The 21,365-nt window shown below is 64.3% G+C and carries 23 protein-coding genes; 16 read left to right on the forward strand and 7 right to left on the reverse strand.

Going from position 1 to position 21,365, the window contains the following annotated elements:
- Window positions 1-73: 73 nt before the first annotated feature.
- On the reverse strand, window positions 74-2,998 hold the full coding sequence (locus A9D13_RS07980) for a M16 family metallopeptidase (protein WP_066772307.1): 2,925 nt from the start codon (window positions 2,996-2,998) through the stop codon (window positions 74-76).
- 139 nt (window positions 2,999-3,137) lie between these two features.
- Between A9D13_RS07980 and A9D13_RS07985 the strand changes: the two genes are divergently transcribed.
- From A9D13_RS07985 to miaB, 7 genes are all read left to right on the forward strand, one after another.
- Window positions 3,138-3,716 carry a NifU family protein gene (locus A9D13_RS07985; protein ID WP_066773830.1) on the forward strand — a complete coding sequence of 193 codons (579 nt, stop codon included), beginning with the start codon at window positions 3,138-3,140 and terminating at the stop codon, window positions 3,714-3,716.
- A gap of 53 nt (window positions 3,717-3,769) precedes the next feature.
- Window positions 3,770-4,408, forward strand: a complete 639-nt coding sequence (tsaB, locus tag A9D13_RS07990) for a tRNA (adenosine(37)-N6)-threonylcarbamoyltransferase complex dimerization subunit type 1 TsaB (protein ID WP_066772309.1) — start codon at window positions 3,770-3,772, stop codon at window positions 4,406-4,408.
- A complete protein-coding gene (locus A9D13_RS07995; protein ID WP_229665172.1) occupies window positions 4,408-4,875 on the forward strand; it encodes a GNAT family N-acetyltransferase in 468 nt (155 codons plus the stop codon). The genes tsaB and A9D13_RS07995 overlap by 1 nt, the downstream gene beginning before the upstream one ends.
- A 223-nt stretch (window positions 4,876-5,098) precedes the next feature.
- Window positions 5,099-5,527 carry a Ros/MucR family transcriptional regulator gene (locus tag A9D13_RS08000; protein WP_066772310.1) on the forward strand — a complete coding sequence of 143 codons (429 nt, stop codon included), beginning with the start codon at window positions 5,099-5,101 and terminating at the stop codon, window positions 5,525-5,527.
- A 145-nt stretch (window positions 5,528-5,672) separates the two neighbouring features.
- A complete protein-coding gene (locus tag A9D13_RS08005) occupies window positions 5,673-6,092 on the forward strand; it encodes a Fur family transcriptional regulator (RefSeq protein WP_066772317.1) in 420 nt (139 codons plus the stop codon).
- A gap of 6 nt (window positions 6,093-6,098) precedes the next feature.
- Window positions 6,099-6,851: a lysophospholipid acyltransferase family protein gene (locus A9D13_RS08010; protein WP_066772319.1), complete on the forward strand. Its 753-nt coding sequence runs from the start codon at window positions 6,099-6,101 to the stop codon at window positions 6,849-6,851.
- 11 nt (window positions 6,852-6,862) lie between these two features.
- The gene (gene miaB / locus A9D13_RS08015; protein WP_066773834.1) at window positions 6,863-8,194 is read left to right on the forward strand and encodes a tRNA (N6-isopentenyl adenosine(37)-C2)-methylthiotransferase MiaB; all 1,332 of its coding nucleotides are present in this window, start codon (window positions 6,863-6,865) and stop codon (window positions 8,192-8,194) included.
- On the opposite strand, the gene A9D13_RS08020 is transcribed toward miaB, so the two are convergent.
- Window positions 8,191-8,811, reverse strand: coding sequence for a hypothetical protein (locus tag A9D13_RS08020; protein WP_066772321.1), 621 nt, complete (start codon window positions 8,809-8,811; stop codon window positions 8,191-8,193). The genes miaB and A9D13_RS08020 overlap by 4 nt on opposite strands.
- 34 nt (window positions 8,812-8,845) lie before the next feature.
- On the opposite strand from A9D13_RS08020, the gene A9D13_RS08025 reads away from it, so the two are divergent.
- The 5 genes from A9D13_RS08025 (at window position 8,846) to A9D13_RS08045 (ending at window position 13,602) form a co-directional block, all read left to right on the forward strand.
- On the forward strand, window positions 8,846-9,847 hold the full coding sequence (locus A9D13_RS08025; RefSeq protein WP_156521964.1) for a hypothetical protein: 1,002 nt from the start codon (window positions 8,846-8,848) through the stop codon (window positions 9,845-9,847).
- 319 nt (window positions 9,848-10,166) lie between these two features.
- Window positions 10,167-11,135 carry a PhoH family protein gene (locus tag A9D13_RS08030; protein ID WP_229665256.1) on the forward strand — a complete coding sequence of 323 codons (969 nt, stop codon included), beginning with the start codon at window positions 10,167-10,169 and terminating at the stop codon, window positions 11,133-11,135.
- A 47-nt stretch (window positions 11,136-11,182) separates the two neighbouring features.
- Complete coding sequence (gene ybeY, locus A9D13_RS08035; RefSeq protein ID WP_066772325.1) at window positions 11,183-11,698, forward strand: rRNA maturation RNase YbeY; 516 nt, start codon at window positions 11,183-11,185, stop codon at window positions 11,696-11,698.
- An 81-nt stretch (window positions 11,699-11,779) separates the two neighbouring features.
- Window positions 11,780-12,718 carry a hemolysin family protein gene (locus A9D13_RS08040; RefSeq protein WP_066773838.1) on the forward strand — a complete coding sequence of 313 codons (939 nt, stop codon included), beginning with the start codon at window positions 11,780-11,782 and terminating at the stop codon, window positions 12,716-12,718.
- Window positions 12,718-13,602, forward strand: coding sequence for a LysR substrate-binding domain-containing protein (locus A9D13_RS08045; RefSeq protein WP_082922212.1), 885 nt, complete (start codon window positions 12,718-12,720; stop codon window positions 13,600-13,602). The genes A9D13_RS08040 and A9D13_RS08045 overlap by 1 nt, the downstream gene beginning before the upstream one ends.
- A gap of 206 nt (window positions 13,603-13,808) precedes the next feature.
- Here A9D13_RS08045 and A9D13_RS08050 read toward each other — a convergent pair whose 3' ends face one another.
- The 3 genes from A9D13_RS08050 to A9D13_RS08060 form a co-directional block, all read right to left on the reverse strand.
- Window positions 13,809-14,060, reverse strand: a complete 252-nt coding sequence (locus A9D13_RS08050) for a hypothetical protein (RefSeq protein WP_156521965.1) — start codon at window positions 14,058-14,060, stop codon at window positions 13,809-13,811.
- A gap of 179 nt (window positions 14,061-14,239) precedes the next feature.
- Entirely contained in the window at window positions 14,240-15,067 is an 828-nt protein-coding gene (locus A9D13_RS08055; protein WP_066772329.1) for an alpha/beta hydrolase family protein, read from the reverse strand.
- 98 nt (window positions 15,068-15,165) lie between these two features.
- Complete coding sequence (locus tag A9D13_RS08060; RefSeq protein WP_066772331.1) at window positions 15,166-15,630, reverse strand: peptidylprolyl isomerase; 465 nt, start codon at window positions 15,628-15,630, stop codon at window positions 15,166-15,168.
- 291 nt (window positions 15,631-15,921) lie between these two features.
- Here A9D13_RS08060 and mgtE point away from each other — a divergent pair, with 291 nt between their 5' ends.
- On the forward strand, window positions 15,922-17,370 hold the full coding sequence (gene mgtE, locus A9D13_RS08065; protein WP_082922327.1) for a magnesium transporter: 1,449 nt from the start codon (window positions 15,922-15,924) through the stop codon (window positions 17,368-17,370).
- 53 nt (window positions 17,371-17,423) lie between these two features.
- Window positions 17,424-17,816, forward strand: a complete 393-nt coding sequence (locus A9D13_RS08070) for a DUF1489 family protein (protein ID WP_066772333.1) — start codon at window positions 17,424-17,426, stop codon at window positions 17,814-17,816.
- A 10-nt stretch (window positions 17,817-17,826) separates the two neighbouring features.
- On the opposite strand, the gene nudC is transcribed toward A9D13_RS08070, so the two are convergent.
- Entirely contained in the window at window positions 17,827-18,753 is a 927-nt protein-coding gene (gene nudC / locus A9D13_RS08075) for an NAD(+) diphosphatase (RefSeq protein ID WP_229665174.1), read from the reverse strand.
- Between the two features lie 81 nt (window positions 18,754-18,834).
- Window positions 18,835-19,923, reverse strand: a complete 1,089-nt coding sequence (locus tag A9D13_RS08080) for an A/G-specific adenine glycosylase (protein WP_066773847.1) — start codon at window positions 19,921-19,923, stop codon at window positions 18,835-18,837.
- A 48-nt stretch (window positions 19,924-19,971) separates the two neighbouring features.
- Between A9D13_RS08080 and A9D13_RS08085 the strand changes: the two genes are divergently transcribed.
- Window positions 19,972-20,547 (forward strand): DUF721 domain-containing protein, encoded by a 576-nt coding sequence (locus tag A9D13_RS08085; RefSeq protein WP_066773848.1) that lies wholly within the window; start codon window positions 19,972-19,974, stop codon window positions 20,545-20,547.
- A 56-nt stretch (window positions 20,548-20,603) separates the two neighbouring features.
- Complete coding sequence (locus tag A9D13_RS08090; RefSeq protein ID WP_172808128.1) at window positions 20,604-21,299, forward strand: DsbA family protein; 696 nt, start codon at window positions 20,604-20,606, stop codon at window positions 21,297-21,299.
- Window positions 21,300-21,365: the final 66 nt, after the last annotated feature.

The following is a 21,365-nucleotide window of genomic DNA, read 5'->3' on the forward strand; positions in this document are numbered from 1 at the left end:
GCGACGGGTGGGGCATTGCAAAGGTTTCACTTGATACCACCGTGCGCCTGCGAAGCAGGGCATGCAAGTATCGTCAGTCGACCGGCGCACCCTCGGGCAGGATTTCCACCTTCAACGCCTCGCCGGTCAGGTATTTCTGCGCCAGCGCCTGCATCTTTTCGGGCGTGGTCTGCGAGTAATCGCGCAGGATCGAACGGATCTGGTCGATCCTGCGCGGATCGCGCGATGCGCCGCCCAACTCGCCAAGCCAGAAGCCATTGCCGCTGGATACGCGTTCCAGATACTGCTTCAGCGGCTCGGTCACGCGCTGGATCTCATCCGCGCTGGGCGGATTGGTGGCAAGATCGGTGGCGATGGATTGCGCCACGTTAAAGAACTCGCCCATCTCATCGGGCTCGATCTGCGCCATCGCGACGATCGTGCCGCCATCGGCCCGGTCCAGCGGCCAGCGCGAGGCGACATTGGGCGAATAGCTTGCACCCAGCTGTTCACGCATGGCGTCGAACAGGCGGTTGGAGAAGATCTGGGTCAGGATCTCGGCCTGCCGGGATTCGGTGATGGCATCGCGCCCGCCGCCGGTTTCCCATGCGATCATGGCAGCCGCCTCGTCCGCGTCGCCGCGATGGCGAATGACGACGGGTTCAGCGCCTTCGACCAGCGGGCCTTCCAGATCGGGCTTTGCCGCGGCAGGATCACGCGGGGCCAGTGCGCCGAATGTCTTTTCCATCGCGGCAATCGCCTTAGCCCGGTCGAAATCGCCAAAGATTTCCACCTGGATCGGGCCGCTCGCCAGGACCGGGGCCCAAACGCTCTTGAAATCGGCCATGGAGACCGCGTCCAGTTCGGCAGGCGTCGGCGTCTTGAAACGCGGATCCTCTCCGCGCAGCAGATATTCAAGGTCGCGCTGCACGATACCGGACGGGCTGGCCGCGTATGAATCGTAACCCAGCGACAGTCCGGCCTTGGCCCGCTCCAGCGGCGCGGCATCCCAGCGCGGCATCGAGAGCTTCGAGGCGAACAGATAGAGCTGATCTTCGAGATCGGCGGCGCGCGTTTCTGCCGAGAAGATGAAATCGGCATCGTCGATATTGAAACCGAGGCCCATCTTGCGCCCGGTGGAAATGCGGTCGAGCTTGTCCTGGTCGAGGTCGCCCATGCCGGTGCCCATCAGCGCGGCTTCGCCCAGCGCGATTTCGGCGGCGTCATCCTTGCCGAACGCGCCATATCCCGCGCCGAACCGCACGCGCACGCTCACGCGGCCCGGTTCTGCAGTCGATGGCCAGATCATCGCGGTGACACCATTTGACAGGCGCAGCAGTTCGATATCGAACAGGCCGGTGGGCGCAGTCGCGGTCACCGTGCCCGGCGTGCCCAGCGAAGGCAGATCGGCAAATGATATCACCTCGCCCGTGCTGCGGGCGCTGTCGTCGGCCTCCACCGGGGCGAGCAGCGCGTTCCTGAACGCCTCGTCGCTCGCCTCGCTGGCATCGGGCACGACCATCAGGCCGCGAACCACATCGCCGCTGAACAGCTTTTTCGTGTGATCGAGGATGAGTTCAGGCGTCAGCTCGTTCTTGATGCCGTCGAACACCTTCATGACGACTTCGGGCGAGGCCACGGTTTCGCGGATATTGATCGCTTCCACCATGTTCTCGGCAAGGTCGCTGCCCTGCTGCACGCTGGCGGTTTCGACGCCGACGCGGAAGGCGTTTTCGAACTCGGCAGCCTCGCGGTCGATCTCTGCCTGCGTGGGCGGGTTGGCAAGTGCATCGGCGATGACGCTGCGGGTATCGGCCAGCGCCGCTTTCCAGTCCGCGCCCAGCGGAGTGATCGACACGAAGGTCGCGTCGGTGGAGCGGTTGAGATCTTCCTGCCCGACTTGCGCTGCAAGAAAGCTGCCGCCGCGGCGCGCGCGGGTTTCAAGCCGGCGATTGATGATGGCAAGCGAGAGCTGATCGGTCAGCAGCCCTTCGTTATATTCGATGGTGTCGACGACCTTGCGCCACGGGCGCATCACGGCATAGCCGATGTTGCGCGGCAAATCGGGTTCGACCAGCACGTCGACATTTCCGACCGGGGCGAGCGCGTCGGCTGCACTTTTCGCATCGGGGCCGGGCACGGGATCGCCGAAAGCGGGCGAGGGGGTCGCCTCGCCCTTTGCGGTCCAGCCGCCGAACGCGGTCTTTACCGCCTGTTCCAGCGTGGCGGTGTCGAAATCACCGGCCAGCACGATGATCGTGTTGTCGGGGCGGTACCAGCGGTCATAAAACGCCTGCACCTTTTTCGCATTGGCCGCCTCAAGCGTTTTCACGGTGCCGATGGGCAGGCGCGTCGCAAGGCGCTGGCCCGCGAAATAGGTCTGCTGCGTCGCCTCGGAAACGCGGCGCCCAGCGGCCCCGCGCTCACGCCTTTCGGCGAGCACGATGGGGCGTTCGGTCTTTACATTGCCGTCGGTCAGCACCGGTGCGGTTACCATGCCCGACAAGAGCTTCATCGCCTCGCTCAGCTTGTCAGGCCCGACATTGGGGAGATCGATATTGAAAACGGTCTGGGTGGGCGAGGTGAACGCGCCCGTATCCGCGCCGATGGTCGTGCCCAATTCGCGCCATTTGGCGATCGCCTCGCCATTGCCGAGATATTTGGATTCGCGAAACACGAGATGTTCGAGAAGATGCGCATAGCCCCGCTCGGAATCGCTTTCGTTGATCGACCCCGCATCGACCGCGACGCGGATCGAAACCTGACCCGATGGCACGTCATTGTGCCGCACCGCATAGCGCAGGCCATTGGGAAGCTCACCGAACACCCATGCCGGATCGGGCGGAATGTCGCTGCCGCGATAGAGCCATGGCCGGTCCGGTTCGACCTGCGGCCAGTCCCGCTTTGCCTCTGCCGATGGGGCAGGCTGGGCAGCAGCGGGAGTGATCGAGAAGCCAACCGAGGACAGGAGGGCTGCGGACAGCGCGGCAAGCGCCGCGTGGCGTGATGCGAATTTCATACCCGGCTTTATAGGTATGGGGGCGATGAAGCGCCAGTGAATGGCCGGATTAATGGCGCGGCGCGTGATGAAAGACAGGCTTTCAAGCCCCGCAATAATAGCCGCTTGAAAGCAGCGAGGCGTGCTATACATGGCAGTCATGTTCATCGAGACCCAGACAACGCCCAATCCCGCCACGCTGAAATTCCTGCCCGGCCGGCAGGTCATGCCCAGCGGCACGCGCGATTTTCCCGATCCCGAAAGCGCGGAAGCATCGCCGCTTGCATCCGCCCTGTTTTCCATGGGCGATGTCACCGGCGTGTTCTTCGGCAGCGATTTCGTGTCGGTCACGGCGGCGCAAGGGACCGACTGGGCCGCGCTGAAGCCGCAGGTCGTGGCGATCCTGCTCGACCATTTCGTGTCCGAAGCCCCGCTGTTCATGGGCGGCGGCGCCGATGGCATCGCGGTCCCGGCAGAGGCTGATGCAGTCGTCGAGGACCGCGAGGAGGACGCCGACGTCATCGCCCAGATCTGCGAACTGATCGAAACGCGCGTACGCCCGGCCGTTGCGGGCGATGGCGGCGATATCGTCTATCGCGGCTTTTCCGAGGGCGTGGTCTATCTGCAAATGCAGGGCGCCTGTGCGGGCTGTCCCTCCTCGACAGCGACGTTGAAGCAGGGCATCGAAGGACTGTTGAAACATTACGTCCCGGAAGTGACAGAGGTGCGCGCGGCCTGACAAAAGGTCTGACGGCCTTGCTTCGGGGCCGGTAGAAGGATGTCGGGAGAGTGATGCGCACTCTGGCCATCGAATGCGCGACCGAGAATTGTTCCGCCGCCCTGTTTGAGGGTGACGGCATGTCGCTGCGCCTGCTTGGCGGATATTGCGAAAGGCTGGGCCGCGGCCATGCCGAGCGGCTGGTGCCGATGATCGGCGAATTGCCCGATGGTGGCCGCGCCGACCGGATCGCGGTGTCGATCGGGCCCGGCAGCTTTACCGGCATCCGCGTCGGGCTGGCCGCAGCCAAGGCGCTGGCGCTGGCGTGGAATGCGGATCTGCTTGGCTTTCCCACCCTTGCGCTGATCGCGGCGCAGATCCGCGATGAGCTGGGCGCGGTGCCGCTGGGCGTTGCCAATAATGCGGGCCATGGCGAATGGTTCGTCGCTTCCTATGCTGCCGATGGGCAATGCGTGCTTCCCGCGCGATCGCTGCCGCCGGGCGACGCGATTGCCGCATTGGCCACCCACGCGGTGACCGGCAGTCAGGCCGAGTCGCTGGTCGAAAGGCGCGGCTTTGGCGAGGCGGTTCCGGCATGGCCCGACGCGCGCGCTTTCTCCCTGCTGCCCGCGCAAGAGCTGATCGCGGACCCGCATCCCGCCTATGGCCGCAAGCCCGATGCCGCGCTCCCCGGCCAGAAGAGAGGCGCCTGATGCCGCAGCGCGCTGTCGTCGAGGCGATCATGCGGATCATGAACACCGCCTTCGACCCTGCCTATGGCGAAGCATGGAACCAGCCGCAGGTCGTGGCGGCCCTCGTCCTTCCCGAAACGCGCGCCGTGCTGATCGGCGAGGACGGAGCCATCGATCCCGAAGATCTGTCCCAGGTTCAGGGATTTGCCCTGCTACGCCGGATAATCGACGAAGAGGAACTACTCCTCTTCGCCGTCTCGCCCGAAGCGCGGGGCAAGGGGCTAGGCGGAAAACTGATCGATCACTGCGTCGCAAGTTCGCGAGCAGCAGGTTGCGCCAGAATATTTCTGGAAATGCGCGACGATAATCCGGCGAGATGGCTTTATCTGGGGCACGGTTTCAAACCGATTGGGCTGAGGCGCGATTATTATACGGGCGCTGATGGGCAAAGGCGCAACGCCATTACTTTCATGCAAATACTCGCCTAATCACCGCAAGCTGACAAATTCCACGTACAAACCGGGGTTTAACGATCTGCGGTGAATATGCGGAATTTCAAAAATTACAAATTTGAACAATCAAGAAATAAACGGATTAGAGCCGTTGGTATAGTTGTAAATTAATAGATGTTGCTTACAAAGGGCCGTGTATCGCAGTCCGCTTTTTCGGGGTGGCCGGGCGGCGATGCGTCACGGACCGAAAGGAAATGTCATGGATAATCCCGCCATTGACATGAGCGAGACCCTCATCACGCTCACGTCAGATATCGTCGCTGCACATGTCAGCAACAACAGCGTGGACGTCGCCGACGTCCCCACGCTCATCACCAATGTCTATTCCGCGCTTTCGGGCCTGGGCGAGACTGCGGTCGAAGAAGAAACGCCGCCTGAGCCTGCAGTTTCGATCCGCTCGTCGGTCAAGCCGGACTACATCGTCTGCCTTGAAGACGGCAAGAAGCTGAAGATGCTCAAGCGTCACCTGATGACGCATTACAACATGACGCCGGAAGAATATCGCCAGCGTTGGAACCTGCCCGCCGACTATCCGATGGTTGCCCCCAACTATGCGGAAAAGCGTCGCGAGCTGGCCAAGAAGATCGGCCTGGGCCGCAAGCCCGGCGCCCGCAAGAAGAAGGGCTGACCCCGCTCAGCCTTTCAACCCCGGGTCGGCATTCCCCCATTTCATGCCGACCAAAGGACAGGGGCGGTTGCGCTTGTGTGCACGCGGTTTATGATCGCGGCCAACTCGGCGGCAACCGCCCCTTTCTCTTTATGCAGGTTCCATAGTGCCCAACCCCATCGACATCGAAGCCGTCTGCGCCGAACGCGGACTGCGCATTACCGAACAGCGGCGCGTCATTGCCAAGGTGCTGTCCGAAAGCACCGACCATCCCGACGTCGAAAAGCTGCATGAACGCGCGGTCGCGGTGGATCCGGGCATCTCGATCGCCACGGTCTATCGCACCGTGCGCCTGTTCGAGGAGGCGGGCATCCTGGACCGTCACGATTTCGGCGATGGCCGCGCCCGATATGAAGCATCGCCCGAGGCGCATCACGATCATCTGATCGATGTCGAGACCGGCAAGGTCGTCGAATTCGTCGATCCCGAGCTTGAGGCCCTTCAGCGCGAAATCGCCGAGCGGCTCGGCTTCCGCCTCGTCGACCACCGGATGGAGCTTTACGGCGTCCGTCTCGACCGGGACTGATCCGTGGTGAGCTGGCGCGCAGGCCTCCGCCTTGTCGCCATGGCCATTTGGCTGGTCGGCTGCGTCACCGCCTATTACCTCGTCGCGATTTTGCCGGGCCGCAATCCGGTGCCGCCGGTCTTCCTTGCCGGCATCGCCTTTATTGCGGGGGTGGAGATCGAGGTGCGCGGAACACCGCCGCGCCGCGCCATGCTGCTTGCCAATCATGTCAGCTGGATGGACATCCCGGTGCTCGCCGCGACAGCTCGCTCCGCCTTTGTCGCGCATGACGGGCTGCAGGGGCATCCGATCCTGAAACGCCTGTGCGAGATGAACCGCACCGTTTTCATCGCCCGCTCTCGCCGTCACACCGTCGCCGACCAGGTCGCGCAATTGCGCGAGGCGCTGGAGGTCAATCACGTCCTCACGCTCTTTCCCGAAGGGACCACCGGCACGGGCGACTGCCTGCTTCCGGTCAAGAGCTCGCTGCTTTCCGCCATCGACCCGCCGCCCGAAGACCACGATGGACCCGTGCCAATCGTGCCGGTGCTTCTCGCCTATGAAGACGCGCCTGATGTAGCGTGGGGGGACCAGCCGGGGCCGGAGAACTTCATCGCCATACTCTCGCGCCGCGAACCGGTGCGCGTGACCGTGCATTTCCTGCCCCCGCTGGCGGGTGAAGAACTGGCCGGAAGGAAGGCCATGGCCGCCGCGATTACCGCGCACCTGAGCGACGGACTGAACGCCGCCGGACTTTCCAAAACGCCCGCATTGGCGTAGTGGCGCGCGCCATGAACGACATCACCTCTCCCCAAGGATTCCCGCGCAGCTATCGCATCAAGAGCTTCGGCTGCCAGATGAACGTCTATGACGGCGAACGCATGGGCGAAATGCTGGGCGCGCAGGGCATGGCGCCTGCGGCAGAGGGCGAAGATGCCGATCTCGTCGTGCTTAACACCTGCCACATCCGCGAAAAGGCCGCAGAGAAGGTCTATTCCGACATCGGACGTTTGCGCCGCGAAGATGGCACCAGCCCGCTGATCGCGGTCGCAGGCTGCGTCGCGCAGGCCGAGGGCGAGGAGATCATGAGCCGCAGTCCCGGCGTGTCCATGGTCGTCGGCCCGCAGGCATACCACCGCCTCCCCGGCATGATCGAAAAAGCCACCAGGGGCGAGCGCGTTACCGACACCGACATGCCGACCGAGGCGAAGTTCGGCGCCCTCCCCGCCCGGCGCAAGACCGCACCGTCGGCGTTCCTCACCGTGCAGGAAGGCTGCGACAAGTTCTGCACCTATTGCGTCGTGCCCTATACGCGCGGCGCGGAAATCAGCCGCCCCTATGCGGACCTGATCGACGAAGCGCAGAGGCTGGTCGATGGCGGCGCACGCGAAATCACGCTGCTGGGCCAGAACGTGAATGCGTGGACAGGCGAGGACGCCAAAGGCCGCGCCATCGGCCTCGACGGGCTGATCCGCGAGCTGGCGGCGCTGCCCGATCTGAAGCGCATCCGCTATACCACCAGCCACCCCAATGACGTGACCGATGGCCTCATCGCCGCGCATGGCGAGGTGGAGAAGCTGATGCCTTACCTGCACCTGCCCGTGCAATCGGGGAGCAGTTCGATTCTGTCAGCCATGAACCGCAGCCACACCGCCGAAAGCTATATCCGCGTGATCGAACGCTTCCGCGAAGCGCGCCCCGATATCGCCATCAGCGGCGATTTCATCGTCGGCTTCCCCGGCGAAACGGACACCGATTTCGAGGACACTTTGCGCATGGTGGAAACGATCCGCTATGCCGCTGCCTTCTCCTTCAAATATTCCCCCCGCCCCGGCACCCCTGCCGCGACGATGGAAGATCAGATCGCCAAGGAGGTCATGGACGAGCGGCTCCAGCGCCTGCAGGCCGCGATTACGCGCGACAGCTACGCCTTCAACACGGCATCGGTCGGCAAGATCTGCGAAGTGCTGGTGGAGCGCAAGGGTCGCAAGCCCGGCCAGTGGATCGGCAAGACCCCGTGGCTGCAATCGGCCTGGTTTACCGGCGACGCGCAGCTGGGCGATCTGATCACTGTCGAGCTGGTCGAGGCCGGGCCCAACTCGCTGGAAGCGCGCGTCCTCTAACCCTCGATCAGCACGCGCCCGTTGTCATAGGCGTCTTCGCCCAGCAGCACCGTGCCAGCATCTTCGGCAGGTTCGGTGGCGACTGTCGTGGGGTTCGATGGATAGCGGACTCCATCGTACTGCATCACCGCAAAACCGCCCTCGGCCCCGCCGCCGCCAACGCGCACGGCAATGTCGCGCCAGCCATTGTGCCGGGGCTGCAGGAATCCGACCGGTAGCTTTGCCACGCTGGCATCCATGCGCACCGCATAGGTCTCGCCCTGCTTTTGCAGCACCAGCAGGTTGCACCCGCCCGTGCCGCACATCATCGGGCCATAGACATAGGCCACGATCTCACCCACCCGGTCTCCGTCAAGGTCGATGACGCGGCTCGCCACCATGACCTTCCCGCCTGTATCGGCGAAACGCTGGCGCAGGAAATCATCGGCGGCATCGGGTGCCTGCGCGATGGGTTCCATCATATCACCGCTGGTGTCGATCAGCGCCTGCTCGCCTTCTTCGCCCGGTTCGGACAGGCCGGTCTCGATAGCCTCTTCCATCGGCGTATCCTCGGCCGGGCTGCAGGCGGCCAGCAGCGCGACACAGGCGGTCACGGGGAGGAAGCGGGCGATCGTCATGTCTCCTTAATGCGCTTGCCAGTGGGCAGCGTAAGTGCATAGCTCCGCCACGATGGACTGCACATGTGGATTTGCCAAGACGCGCATTCGCCTGCCCGCGCTGATCGGGGTGCTTTCCTGCGCGCTGGCGCTGGCAGGCTGCGATGCGACCGCCGATCCGGTCGCCGCCGATGGCGACCCCTTGCCGATCGCCGAAACCATCCCCGATATCGAGGAGCTGGCGCCGGACACCACCCAGGCTATGCCGGATTCCCCGCTTGCCCCCGGCTTCGCGCCGCTGGCCTTCGACCTTTCCGGGACGGGCTGGCTGATCACCGCGATCGATGGCGTTCCCACCGCCGATCTGCAGGATGATATCGCCACCGTGCATTTCGGGCAGGGCTTCCTGCGCTGGCGCGGGTGCAACATGGCGCAGGCGCTCTATATCCCGCTCAAAGGCAGCTTCGCGCTGGGCGAGCCGGAAACGGTGGACGCGGGCTGTTCCGCCAGCGAGGTCGATGCCGCCATGGCGCAAGTGCTGGCAGGCAAGCCGCTGATCGGGCGCAACCGCGAAGGCAAGATCATGCTGGCCGTGCCCGATCATTCGCTGGTGTTGAGCGCGATCGACAGCGGCCCCAAAGACCCCGCCGCCCCGCCGCTCAACCGCGGGCCATTCGTGATGCTCGCGCCCGGCGCGCCCGATGCAAGGCCCGTGCTTTCGCTGCAGGAGGACGGCTTCACCATCTGGATGGATTGCCCCGATGCGATCACGGGCCGGTTGCGGCTGGTGGACGGGCGGCTGCGTACCGCAGCGGTGAAGGTCAGCGAGTGCGACAGCTTCCGCCCGACCGCGCGCGAAAGCCTTGCCGGCTTCTTCCGCAGCTCGCCATGGATCGCGCGCGGGGGCGATGGGCAATTGCTTTTAAGCGATGGAGCGACGGTGATCGCCGCCCGCCAGTGCCACCCCGACGCCACTGCCTGCAAGCGCAGCAAAGCCGCGATCCATTCCGCCGAATCGGACGGCGGGGAAGAGACAGAGCCCGCCCCTGCCCGATAAGCGAACGGTGGATATCACTATCGCCCGATCGCAGCCTTGCTTGCCAGCGGGCGGATCGTGCCTATCTTGGTCACTGAAACATCGGATTTTCGTGTCGGGACAAGCGAGTCGAACTGCTGACAGAATTGGCATCTTCTCGCCCCCGCATTGCTAAGGAGCACGAGTGAGCCGAAAGAACCCGCGCACTGCCGCACCCATGGCCCCTTCGGGCGATCTGCCCGATAGTGATCGGTTGAGCCCGCAATCAGCCAGTGCTGATAAAGCTCCCTATAATCCGGCTGCGGCGCAAGCCGCCCTGCAGCGGGCGGCACGCACAGAGATGGAATTCTCCGATGCCGCCATGCTCGGCGCATTGTTCGGCCAGTTCGACCGCAATCTCGTACAAATAGAGGACCGGCTTGGCGTCTATATCGCCGCGCGCGGCAACCGCGTGCAGATCGAAGGCAGCGAGGAAGCCGTCGCCCGCGCCCGCGACGTGCTGGCAGGCATGCAGCAGCAGCTGCTTTCGGGCTTCGAGCTTGACCAGGGGGCGGTGGACGCTTTGATTTCCATGACCAGTGAACCGACCCTTGATGGCATCGTCCAGCGTGAGAAAAAGGCGCTGGGCCGCGATGGCCGCCCGCAGATCATGATCCGCACGCGGAAAAAGACGATCGCTCCGCGTTCGGAAGCGCAGGCTTCCTATATGCAGGAGCTTGTTTCCAACGATGTGATCTTCGCGCTCGGCCCGGCAGGCACGGGCAAGACCTATCTCGCCGTGGCGCAGGCGGTGGCGCAGCTGATCACCGGCAGCGTGCAGCGGCTCATCCTTTCACGCCCGGCGGTGGAGGCGGGCGAAAAGCTGGGCTTCCTGCCCGGCGACATGAAGGACAAGGTCGATCCCTATCTTCGCCCGCTCTATGACGCGCTGTACGACTGCATGCCGCCCGAACAGGTGGAACGCCGTCTGGCCAGCGGAGAGATCGAGATCGCGCCCATCGCCTTCATGCGCGGACGCACGCTGGCCGACAGCTTCATCATCCTCGACGAGGCGCAGAACACCACGAAGGAGCAGATGAAAATGTTCCTCACCCGTTTCGGCCAGAACAGCCGGATGGTGGTGTGCGGTGACCCGCGTCAGGTCGATATCCCGGGCGGCGACCGCTATTCCGGCCTTGCCGATGCGGTCGAACGGCTGGAAGGCGTGGATGGCATCGCGGTCAGCCGCTTTACCGCCGCCGATGTCGTGCGCCACCCGATCGTGGGCCGCATCGTCGACGCCTACGAAGGAAGCGGCGTTCCGGGCTGATCGGGGGCTTTTATCGGCCTGCCCGATGGCCTAGTCGCGCGAATCGAATGACTGCACCGACACTGGAAATCGACGTTTCGCCCGAATGGGGCGACGATATCGACTGGGACATGCTGGCCCATCGCGCGGCAGAGGCCTGCGCGGCCGAGGCGCAGGAGCTAGCCGATCCGGCCATGCTCGTCAGCCTCGTCTTTGCCGATGACGAGGAGATCCACGCTCTCAACAAGCAATGGCGGGCCAAGGACAAGCCGACCAATGTGTTGAGTTTCCCCATGCTTTCGCGCGAAGAGGTGCTGCGCGCGCACGCCAACAACACCGCTGATGAGAGCGAGGCCGCCCCGATCATGCTGGGCGATATTGTCCTCGCGCTGGGCGTCTGCGCACGCGAGGCTGAAGAAAAATCAGTTGCACTTGCAGTTCATGCAACGCATCTGGTGATTCACGGGTTGCTTCACCTTGCCGGGCACGACCACGAGCTGGGCGATGCCGAGGCCGAGGCGATGGAAGCGATCGAGACGAGGGCACTGGCCCGGCTCGGGATCGCCGCCCCCTATATGAATTGATGGCCGCACCCCCATCTGCGGCAGACCGGACAGGTCGGCGGGAGGGGAATGCGGGTGGTGAAAGGAATCGAAAGGCCGATCATGGCCGATAGCAGTCACAGTACCGACACGGGCGCCGAGCAAGACAGGCGCCTGTTATGGAACCGCATCCGCGCCTTTTTCGACGGCAGCGAGGGTGAACAATCCCTGCGCGCTCAGATCGAGGAAGCGATCGACGAACACGAGGAAGACGAGGAGCGCGACGGCCCTTCACTCGACACCGGCGACCTGTCGCTGATCGAGCGGCAGATGCTCAGGAATCTCCTGCACTTCTCCGAAAAGGATGCCGACGACGTTTCGGTGCCGCGTGGGGAGATCGTGGCCATCGACCGCAATTCGGATTGGGTGACTCTGATCGCGACCTTTGCCGAACACGGCCATTCGCGCCTGCCGGTCTATTCCGAAACGCTGGACCACGTGATCGGCATGATGCTGATCAAGGACGTGTTCCCCTTTCTGGCCACCGGCAAGCCGCCGCCCAAGGACTGGACGACTTTGATGCGCCAGCCGCTTTACGTGCCGCAGGCGCGCGGGGCGCTGGACGTGCTGGCCGACATGCGCGCACGCCGGGTTCACCTGGCCATCGTGGTCGATGAATATTCGGGCACCGATGGCGTGATCACGATCGAGGATCTGGTCGAGGAAATCGTCGGCGAGATTGAGGATGAGCACGACGATGCGCCGGTCGAATATCTCGTCCCCATCGACGAGGGCATGTGGGACGCCGATGCCCGCGCCGAGCTGGAGGACGTGGCCCGCCGCGTCGATCCGCTACTGGCCGAGGTGGAGGAACAGGTCGATACTTTGGGCGGCCTCGCCTTTGTGCTGGCCGAACGCGTGCCCGAACCGGGTGAGGTTCTCACCCATGAGAAGAGCGGCTGGAAACTGGAAGTGATCGCGGGCGATGAACGCCATGTCGAACGCATCCGCCTGCATCCGCCGACCGCCGACAATGATATCAAAGACGAGGACGCCGCCTGATGGCGACACGCCGCCTGCCCCCGCTCCGCTCGCTGGAAGCCTTCGTGCGCATCGTGCGCCTCGGATCTGCGAAAGCTGCCGCTGCCGAACTGGCGCTGTCGCCATCCGCCCTGTCGCGCCGTGTTTCCGCACTGGAGGATTATACGGGCCGCAAATTGTTCAACCGCGGGCACCAGACCATGAAGCTGACCGAGGACGGACAGGCTCTGTTCGACGCGGTCGCACCTGCATTGGACGAGCTGGCCGAACAGGTCGGGCGGCAGATGGCCGACAACAAGGTCATGCGCCTGCGCCTCAACGTCCTCCCGCTGTTCGGCGAACAAAGGCTGGTGCCGCGCCTGCCCGAATTGCGGCAGCTTTACCCGGCGCTGCATATCGACATCGATTCATCGCCCAACCCGATGGCGCGTCTGGGCGAAACGCTGGATGCGGCCATCGTCATCACAGACGAGCCTGACATCAAGCTGCACGCAGTCCGGCTGGACCACAACATGGTCCACGCCATCGCTTCGCGCGATCTGGTGAACAAGCTGGGCAATATCCCCGATCCGGAGCGGTTGGAGAAACTGAACTTCCTCGTCCATTCGGACATGGACCTGTCCTTCGACGCATGGCGCGAGGCAACGGGCATGGACCTGTCCAAGGAGCCCACGGTCGATCATTTCGATTCGGGCGCGCTGATTTTGGAAGCGGCAGCGCAGGGCCTCGGCATCGCTATCATGCACGGCGACCACCTCGCCCGCGCCAAGGACGAGCGCCTCGCCAAGCTCTACGACCTCGAGGTCGAGAGCCCCTACAGCTACTGGTTCGTATGCCGCCCCAAGGCGCTGGAAACGCGCCCCGTGCGCATCTTCCACGACTGGCTGATGAGCGCGAAGCTTTAAGGCAGCCGCCCGCGAATTAGGGCGAGCATTGCGCAAGCAAGCGCAGCCCTAATTCGCCAGAGGCGGCAACCCGGCCGGCGGACGCAAGGGCGCTAAGCCCGCAGCGATCCGTTCAACGTGACAGCCGCGGCTTTGCCGTGGCTGCGGCAGGTTTCGGGCGTTTGGCATTTATGAGCTAATGACCGGAACGGGGTGGGTAGCTGACGTTAGTCTTCCGGTTTTCCCTGCTTCATCGGCATCGATTCAATAGTCATATTAAAGATGGCAACGACGAAGCCCTTCGCTTTAACCTCTTCGAGCGCGGCCTTGTCGGTTCCTTGCTTGAAAGTTAGCCCATCTGTCGACACCGCCCTGCGAAATCGCCACGGACTATGTTCCTTTGGCAGGTTCGCTCCATCTTCGTCGATGGTGTAAGCCATCGCGCCACCCGTTCCCGCAAACATGTAGATGGTGTCCAAGTCCCGCTCTCCGGCTGACGTCTCTGGTATTGCGCATGCTGTAACCAGCAATGCGGTCGCGAGCATAATGCTGGGACGAAAAAATCTTCTCATCCTGCCATTACTAGCGCCTAGCCCCATGTCCGCAATCGGTCGTTAGCAGCCAGTCCCCTTCCGAACCAAAATCCGCAAAACCTGCCCTACTCCACCGCCCGCTCTTCAGCCCTCGGCGCGCCGATCTCGTTGCGCTCCACCGACTGCGCCGCCGCCGGGTCTTCGCGCGCGGCGATCCATGTCAGGCAATCGGCCAGCCCGCGCATGTAGTGGCTCTCGATCAGGCTGAAACCGGGCCGGCAATCGATGGCATAGCCGTCCCAGTCCGCGCCATTATCGGCAAGGCGCAGGATACCGGCGATCTCGCCCGCTTCGGATATGGCGATGCGCGGCGGGACCGTGGCGGCATCGCCGACACCTTCGCGAAGTTCGGGGCTGATCGCCGTCGCGTTGAACAGATAGGCCCCCAGATGCGGCGGAATGCCCTCGGGTTCCTTTGAAAGACGCTCCAGCACCTCGTCCGCAATGCGTCCGCCCAATGAATGGCCCGCCAAAGTAATCGGCACGTCCCTGTAACCGACAGCGTCCATCCCGGCTCGCAATTGGCGATAGGTGGTGAAGCCGCGCCTGCCCTGTTTGCCGAGGATATTGCCGTACCACCAGTCCTTCGGCCCCTCGGTCCCGCGAAAGACCAGCACGGTTTCGGCAAGGCGTTCCTGCCCCGCCGGATCCGGCTCGAACCGGTCGAACACCGAATAGGCATAGCCGCGCTCGTCATCGGCGCTGGCGTAGCGTTCCTTCAATTCGCTGGGCAGGACATATTGCTCGTCGCGCGGCTTGTCGCTTTCCAGCGCGGTTTGCCAATAGGCGTTCTGCGCCAGCTGCGCATATTCCCAGCTCGCCTTCGCCACCTGCTCGGTCGGTGGGCACCAGCCGCCCGGCGCGCCGCCGCAGCCCCGCGAAAGCTCGGTCACCTGATGTGCGCAGGCCGCCGACAGCAGGGCGAACCCTGCCGCGGCGGCCAGCTTTGCATATCGTAGAGCGGAGCGCCGAAGCGCCCCTGTGATCGTGATCAGGAAACGACAGCCTTCACGATCTTGCCCGGATTTGCCGGCGGCTCGCCCTTGGGCAGCGCGTCGACGATGTCCATGCCTTCCTCGACCTCGCCCCAGACGGTGTACTGGCGGTCAAGGAAACGCGCGTCGTCGAAGCAGATGAAGAACTGCGAGTTCGCGCTGTGCGGATAGCTGGTGCGCGCCATCGAGCAAACGCCGCGGGTGTGCGGGTGGTCGTTGAACTCGGCCTGCAGGTCGGGCTTGTCCGAACCGCCCATGCCGGTGCCCTGCGGGCAGCCGCCCTGCGCCATGAAGCCGGGGATCACGCGGTGAAACTTGACGCCGTCATAGAAACCTTCGCCGACCAGCTCCTTGATGCGGGCGACGTGGCCGGGGGCCAGATCGGGGCGCAGCTTGATGACGACATCGCCGCCTTCACCGTTGCCAGTGTCGAGCGTCAGGGTGAGTTTATCCTCGGACATTGTGTCTCCTTTGGACCGCCTTGGGGATCGCGGCTGCCGGTTTGGGGGCCATATTCCGGCCCGTTCGGAGTGGGCCATAGAGGCAAATACCCCATCATGTCACGCCCGCTGATCGGGCAGCTTGTCGACAGATATTGCCCGATTTGTCCCCATGGCTGTGCACAGGCGGCAAGGAGGTTACAATCATCAAGCGACAACTGAGATGTGACCGGCGTGCATTCGCGGTTGATTTCGCCTGACACGAACCTAGACGGGTTGCCGATGAAGCCAGACGACACCGACCTTGCCGAGATGCAGCAGCCCGATGCGGCGGCGATTCCCGGCATGGATGGTGATGGGTCCCATGAAGAGCCGCGCATGAGCGAGGCCGAGGAAGCCCGCGCCGAACGTCTGGACGAGGATGACCGGCTGAAGCCCGAATTCGTCGAGGCGGTGCGCGAGGCGCTGGTCGACGAACACGGCGACGTGCGCGACCTTGTCGAACCGCTGCACCCCGCCGACATCGCCGACCTGTTCGAGATCCTCCCGCGTGAGGACCGCCCGGCCCTTGCCCGCGGCATTTCGGATCTGATGAGCGGCGAGGTCATCTCCGAGCTCAACGATTACGTTCGCGACGACCTGCTCGAATCGCTGCCGCCCGATGCCATCGCGGAAATCGCCGAGCAGCTGGAGACCGACGACGCCGTCGCGCTGATCGAGGACATGGGCGCGCGCGAACAGGCCGCCGTCCTTGCCGAGATGGAGCTGGAGGACCGCGCCGCGATCGAGAGCGCGCTGTCCTTCCCGGAGGAATCCGCAGGCCGCCTGATGCAGCGCGACCTTGTCGCGGTGCCCGAACATATCACGGTTGGCGATCTCATCGACTATATGCGCGACAATGGCGATCTGACGACAGAGTTCTGGGAAGTCTTCGTCGTCGACCCTGCGCATCGCCCGGTCGGCACCTGCCAGCTTTCGTGGATCCTGCGCTGCCCGCGCGCGATCCCGATCAGCGACATCATGAAGCGCGAACAGACGCTGCTGCCTGCCGACATGGACCAGGAAGAGGTCGCGCTGCGTTTCCAGAAATACGCGCTGATTTCCGCCGCCGTGGTGGACAAGGCCGGGCGGCTGATCGGGCAGGTCACCGCCGACGATATCGTGCACATCATCCAGGAAGAGGCGAACGAGGACACGCTGCTTCTGTCGGGCGCGGGCGAAGGCGACATCAACGAACCGATCCGCACGTCATACTCGCAGCGCGTGCGCTGGCTGGTCGCGAACCTTGGCACGGCGCTGGTCGCATCGCTGATCATCGCGGCGTTCGGCGCCGCGATCGAGAAGCTGGTGGCATTGGCCGTGCTCATGCCTGTCGTCGCCAGCATCGGTGGCAATGCGGGGACGCAGACCATGGCGGTCTCCGTCCGCGCGCTGGCAATGAACCAGCTTACACGGTCGAACACGCGCCGCGTGATCTGGCGTGAAATGCGCGTCGCGCTGCTTAACGGAGTGACGGTTGCGGCGCTGATCGGCGGGGCGACCGCGATGATCTTCACCCCTATGCTGGGCGTGGTGATCGCGAGCGCCGTCGTGATCAACATCATCACCGCTGGCATGGCAGGCGTGCTCGTGCCCGTGATCTTCGACCGGCTGGATCAGGACCCTGCGGTCGCATCCTCGGTCTTTGTCACCATGATCACCGATTCGATGGGCTTCTTCGCCTTCCTCGGCCTTGCCGTGGCATCGGGTCTCGTTGGCTGAGGTCTTGAGCCACACCTCTTGAGCAGGGGCGGGAACGCCCTATCTCTTGGGGGATGCCCCTCCACCTCACCAAGATCGCGTTCGGCGCCAAGGATTTCGGCGATATCGAGGGCTGGTTCGCCAATCGCCCGCGTGTTTCCCTTTCCACCCGATATTGCCCCAAGCGGGTCGAGGAGTTGGAAGGCGGCTCGCTCTACTGGATCCATGAACACGCAATTGTCGCGCGTAGCCCGATAACCGGGTTCGAGCAGATGGAATCGGGCCGCTGGTGGATCCACCTCGCGCCGCAGTTGATCCGCGTCGACCCGCGCCCGCGCCGCGCGCACCAGGGCTGGCGCTATCTGAAGGACGACGACGCCCCCGCCGATCTGGCAGAGGGCGCGGACGCTGGCGACGTGCTGCCCGGAAAGCTGCTGGGCAAGCTGACCAAGCTGGGCCTCGTATAATAAACGGGCTCTAGAACTTCTCTTCGGTCGGGCGGTCCAGCCATTCGCGCAGCAGGCGGTGCGCGATGGCATGCGGCGGCGGCGGATCGAAGCTTTTGCCCGGCAGGTTCTCCATCGCCGCGAACAGATCCCCGCGCGACACCCAGAACGCATCGGCAAGCTCCGTCCTGTCGATGGCGAGCGAGGGGTGGTCGGTCTTGGCATGGCAGGCCAGCATCAGCTGCGATGGAAACGGCCATGCCTGGCTGGAGGAATAGCGCACCGAATGCACCTTCAGCCCCGCCTCTTCCAGCACTTCGCGCGCGACCGCCTGTTCGATGGTCTCCCCCGGCTCGATGAAACCGGCCAGCGCCGAATAGCGGCCCTCGGGGAAATTGAGACCTCGGCCCAGCAGCACGCGGCGTTCGCCGTCGTCGGTGACATGCTCGACCGTCATGATGACGACCGGATCGGTGCGCGGGAATACGGGAGTGCGGCATTGCATGTCGGTGCAATCGCGCTGCCAGCCGCCCTTGCCCTGCACCGTCATCGCGCCGCAGCGGGCACAGTAACGATGGTTCGCATGCCAATGCGCAAGGCTGCGCGCGGTGGCAAAGGTCGCGAAATCCTCGCGCCCCAGTTGCCCTGCCGCCAGCCATGCCTTGCCGCGTGCATCGCCCGGTTCATGGGCGCGCGGCACGGCGGCAAAACAGCCGCGGTCACCGTCGAGGCCAAGGAACACCAGTTCGCTCCCCGAATCGACATCGCCCAGCGTGCCCCAGACCAATCGTCCGTCATCGGTGATCACCGGGTCAATGCCATCCATGCGCAGCAGCACGGCGCGGTCACCCATCAATGCGGCAATCGCGTCGGGATCGGCGCGCACATGGTCGGCGCGGTCGATCCTGCGGCTGCGGCGCTTGTCTGTCGTTTCGCTGTTCAATTCGCTTGTCGCCACGCATGGCCCTTTCGTTTCGCGTGTCTTGGCACGGCAGCCGCTAACATCGCGTTATGCGCCCCTGAATTATCGGCGAGATAATCAATCATCGCCATCCGGCCAGCACGCCAGCGCACCCGCAGCGGCGCGAGCGAACAAGGTTGGCAATCCTGCATCCCCGATCCGTGCGACCGGCCACCACTCTCCCTCTGGCACATCGCCGCCATCATGACGCGCTGCCATAAGCTGCATGGTAAGGGTGAAATGGGTGAAGCCATGGGTGACGCTTGCCTCCAGCACCTGCCAATGCGCGTTCACCGGCGGCACGCCATCACCGTCGCCGCGTGCCGACCATCCATCGCTGGGCAGCGCGCGCATGCCGGCCAGCATGCCTTTGGCTGGCCGCGATACCAGCAGCACTTCGCGCGCATCACCCTCCCCACGCTCGATCCAGAAAGCGGTGCCGGTGCGTTCCGGCCTCGGCTTCTTGGGCGTCTTGGCGGGAAGGATCGCGGCGATGCCCTGTTCGCGCGCGTCGCAATGATTGGCGATGGGGCAGATCAGGCAGGCCGGTTCGCGCACCGTGCAGACCCGCGCGCCCAGATCCATCATCGCCTGCGCGAAATCTCCGGCGCGGTCTTCGGGCGTGATCGCATCCGTCGCGGTGCGGATTTCCGGTTTGGACGCGGGCAGCGGGGTGCGAATGGCGAAGAGGCGGGACACGACGCGTTCGACATTGGCGTCGACCACCACGGCGCGGCGGCCAAAGGCGATGGCGGCAATGGCGGCGGCGGTATATGCCCCCACACCCGGCAGGGCGCGCAGGCCCTCTTCGGTATCGGGAAACACCCCGCCCGCTGCCACGACTTCGCGGGCGCAGGCGATCAGGTTCCGCGCCCGCGCATAATAGCCCAGTCCCGCCCATGCGGCGAGCACGTCCTCATCGGGCGCGGCGGCCAGATCGGCGACTGTCGGCCAGCGGCGCGTGAATTCGGCGAAGTAAGGCGCGACCGCCGCCACCGTCGTCTGCTGGAGCATGATCTCCGACAGCCACACGCGATAGGGATCAGGGCTTTCCCCGCTCCCCGGCGCGATGCGCCACGGGAGGGAGCGCGCATGGTCATCATACCAGCGCAGCAGCAGGCGCGCGATCGCTCCTGCTCCTCCACCATCTTTATCGCTAAGGGTCATCTCGGAACTGGCCTTCACGCACGGGCCTATGGCATGGCGCTTACCGCAATGGAACGTGACAGCGACGAAAAGCCAAAGACGGGCGGGAAAAAGCGCAAGGGCGCTTCTCCCAAGGGCAAGCCCTATGAACGCCCGCGCGGCGGCTCGCCCAAGGCGATCGGCGATCTCATGCCGCAGATCGGGCGCACCGCGTTTCGCCGTTTCGGTTTCGTGCAGTCGAGCGTGGTGTCGCGCTGGCACGAGATCGTGGGCCCGCAGCATGCCCGCGTCTCCGCCCCCGAATCGATCCGCTTTCCGCCCGGTGAGAAGTCGCAGGGCACGCTCCACCTCGTGGTGATGCCCGCCCATGCGCCGCTACTCCAGCATGTGATTCCGGAAATCATCGAGCGCGTGAACCGCTTTTTCGGCTATAGCGCGATCGCGAAGATCCGCATCCGGCAAGGCCATGTTCATGCAGGAGACAGCAAGCGTGGCGGGAAATCCGCATCGGGCGCTGCCTCGCCGCCATCGCTGAAGCCGATCCCGATGGAGCTGGGGGATTCGCTGCGCGACATCGGCGATCCGGAACTGCGCACCGTGCTTGAATCGCTTGCCCGTTCGATGGGCGGCAAAGAGGGGAAATAATACCCGTGTCGATGATAAGGTCCGTAACTGTCGAAACTCGCTGGCGCGCGCTTGCCATGGCCACGGCCATCCCCGCCGCCGCGGCCCTTGCCCTCGCCATCGCGCCCGTTACCGCCAGTGCCGATCAGTCCGGCCCGCAAGGGGCGCGCGGCGTCACGCTGGTGGAACCGGGCGTGCACAGCATCGGACGCGCCGATGCCCCGCTGACGCTGACCGAATATGTCAGCTATACCTGCCCGCATTGCGCCCATTTCGAGACCGAGGCGGGCGACACGCTGGCGCTCGCCTATGCAGGCGCGGGCAAGGTGAGGGTCGAATATCGCCACGCCATCCGCGATCCGCTGGACCTGACCGCCGCGCTCTTGTCCAATTGCGGCAAGATCGGGCGTTTTCCCGGCAACCATGCCGCGATCATGCGCGCGCAAAGCGAATGGATGGGCAAGTTCCGCGCCGCCACCTCGGCACAGCGGGCACGCTATTCCACCGGCACCGTCGCCTCGCGCCTGCAGGCGATGGGTCGCGACAGCGGGCTTTACGACCTGATGGAAAAGCGTGGCTACTCCACCACCGATCTCGACCGCTGCACCGGTGACGAAATGCTGGCGCGCACGCTATCGGAAAAGGCGCAGGGCTATTTCGCCAATGGCGTCAACGGCACCCCCAGTTTCGCCATCAACGGCACGATGCTGGCCGGCACGCATGACTGGAGCACGCTGAAACCCCAGATCGACATTCGCCTGGAGAAGAAGTGAGGCCCACGAAATCTGCCCAGAACGGTTAAAACCGGGGGCAGCTTGTGCAAAACCGCCTCTAATTCC

Source organism: Croceicoccus mobilis, assembly GCF_001661965.1.
Taxonomy (GTDB): Bacteria; Pseudomonadota; Alphaproteobacteria; order Sphingomonadales; family Sphingomonadaceae; genus Croceicoccus; species Croceicoccus mobilis.

Excerpts from the sequence above, each read along its gene's own strand:
- A9D13_RS07980 (WP_066772307.1), bottom strand. The coding sequence starts at position 2,998 with ATGAAATTCGCATCACGCCACGCGGCGCTTGCCGCGCTGTCCGCAGCC.
- A9D13_RS07985 (WP_066773830.1), top strand. The coding sequence starts at position 3,138 with ATGTTCATCGAGACCCAGACAACGCCCAATCCCGCCACGCTGAAATTC.
- tsaB (WP_066772309.1), top strand. The coding sequence starts at position 3,770 with ATGCGCACTCTGGCCATCGAATGCGCGACCGAGAATTGTTCCGCCGCC.
- A9D13_RS07995 (WP_229665172.1), top strand. The coding sequence starts at position 4,408 with ATGCCGCAGCGCGCTGTCGTCGAGGCGATCATGCGGATCATGAACACC.
- A9D13_RS08000 (WP_066772310.1), top strand. The coding sequence starts at position 5,099 with ATGGATAATCCCGCCATTGACATGAGCGAGACCCTCATCACGCTCACG.
- miaB (WP_066773834.1), top strand. The coding sequence starts at position 6,863 with ATGAACGACATCACCTCTCCCCAAGGATTCCCGCGCAGCTATCGCATC.
- A9D13_RS08020 (WP_066772321.1), bottom strand. The coding sequence starts at position 8,811 with ATGACGATCGCCCGCTTCCTCCCCGTGACCGCCTGTGTCGCGCTGCTG.
- A9D13_RS08030 (WP_229665256.1), top strand. The coding sequence starts at position 10,167 with ATGGAATTCTCCGATGCCGCCATGCTCGGCGCATTGTTCGGCCAGTTC.
- ybeY (WP_066772325.1), top strand. The coding sequence starts at position 11,183 with ATGACTGCACCGACACTGGAAATCGACGTTTCGCCCGAATGGGGCGAC.
- A9D13_RS08040 (WP_066773838.1), top strand. The coding sequence starts at position 11,780 with ATGGCCGATAGCAGTCACAGTACCGACACGGGCGCCGAGCAAGACAGG.
- A9D13_RS08045 (WP_082922212.1), top strand. The coding sequence starts at position 12,718 with ATGGCGACACGCCGCCTGCCCCCGCTCCGCTCGCTGGAAGCCTTCGTG.
- A9D13_RS08060 (WP_066772331.1), bottom strand. The coding sequence starts at position 15,630 with ATGTCCGAGGATAAACTCACCCTGACGCTCGACACTGGCAACGGTGAA.
- mgtE (WP_082922327.1), top strand. The coding sequence starts at position 15,922 with ATGCAGCAGCCCGATGCGGCGGCGATTCCCGGCATGGATGGTGATGGG.
- A9D13_RS08070 (WP_066772333.1), top strand. The coding sequence starts at position 17,424 with ATGCCCCTCCACCTCACCAAGATCGCGTTCGGCGCCAAGGATTTCGGC.
- A9D13_RS08080 (WP_066773847.1), bottom strand. The coding sequence starts at position 19,923 with ATGACCCTTAGCGATAAAGATGGTGGAGGAGCAGGAGCGATCGCGCGC.
- A9D13_RS08085 (WP_066773848.1), top strand. The coding sequence starts at position 19,972 with ATGGAACGTGACAGCGACGAAAAGCCAAAGACGGGCGGGAAAAAGCGC.
- A9D13_RS08090 (WP_172808128.1), top strand. The coding sequence starts at position 20,604 with ATGGCCACGGCCATCCCCGCCGCCGCGGCCCTTGCCCTCGCCATCGCG.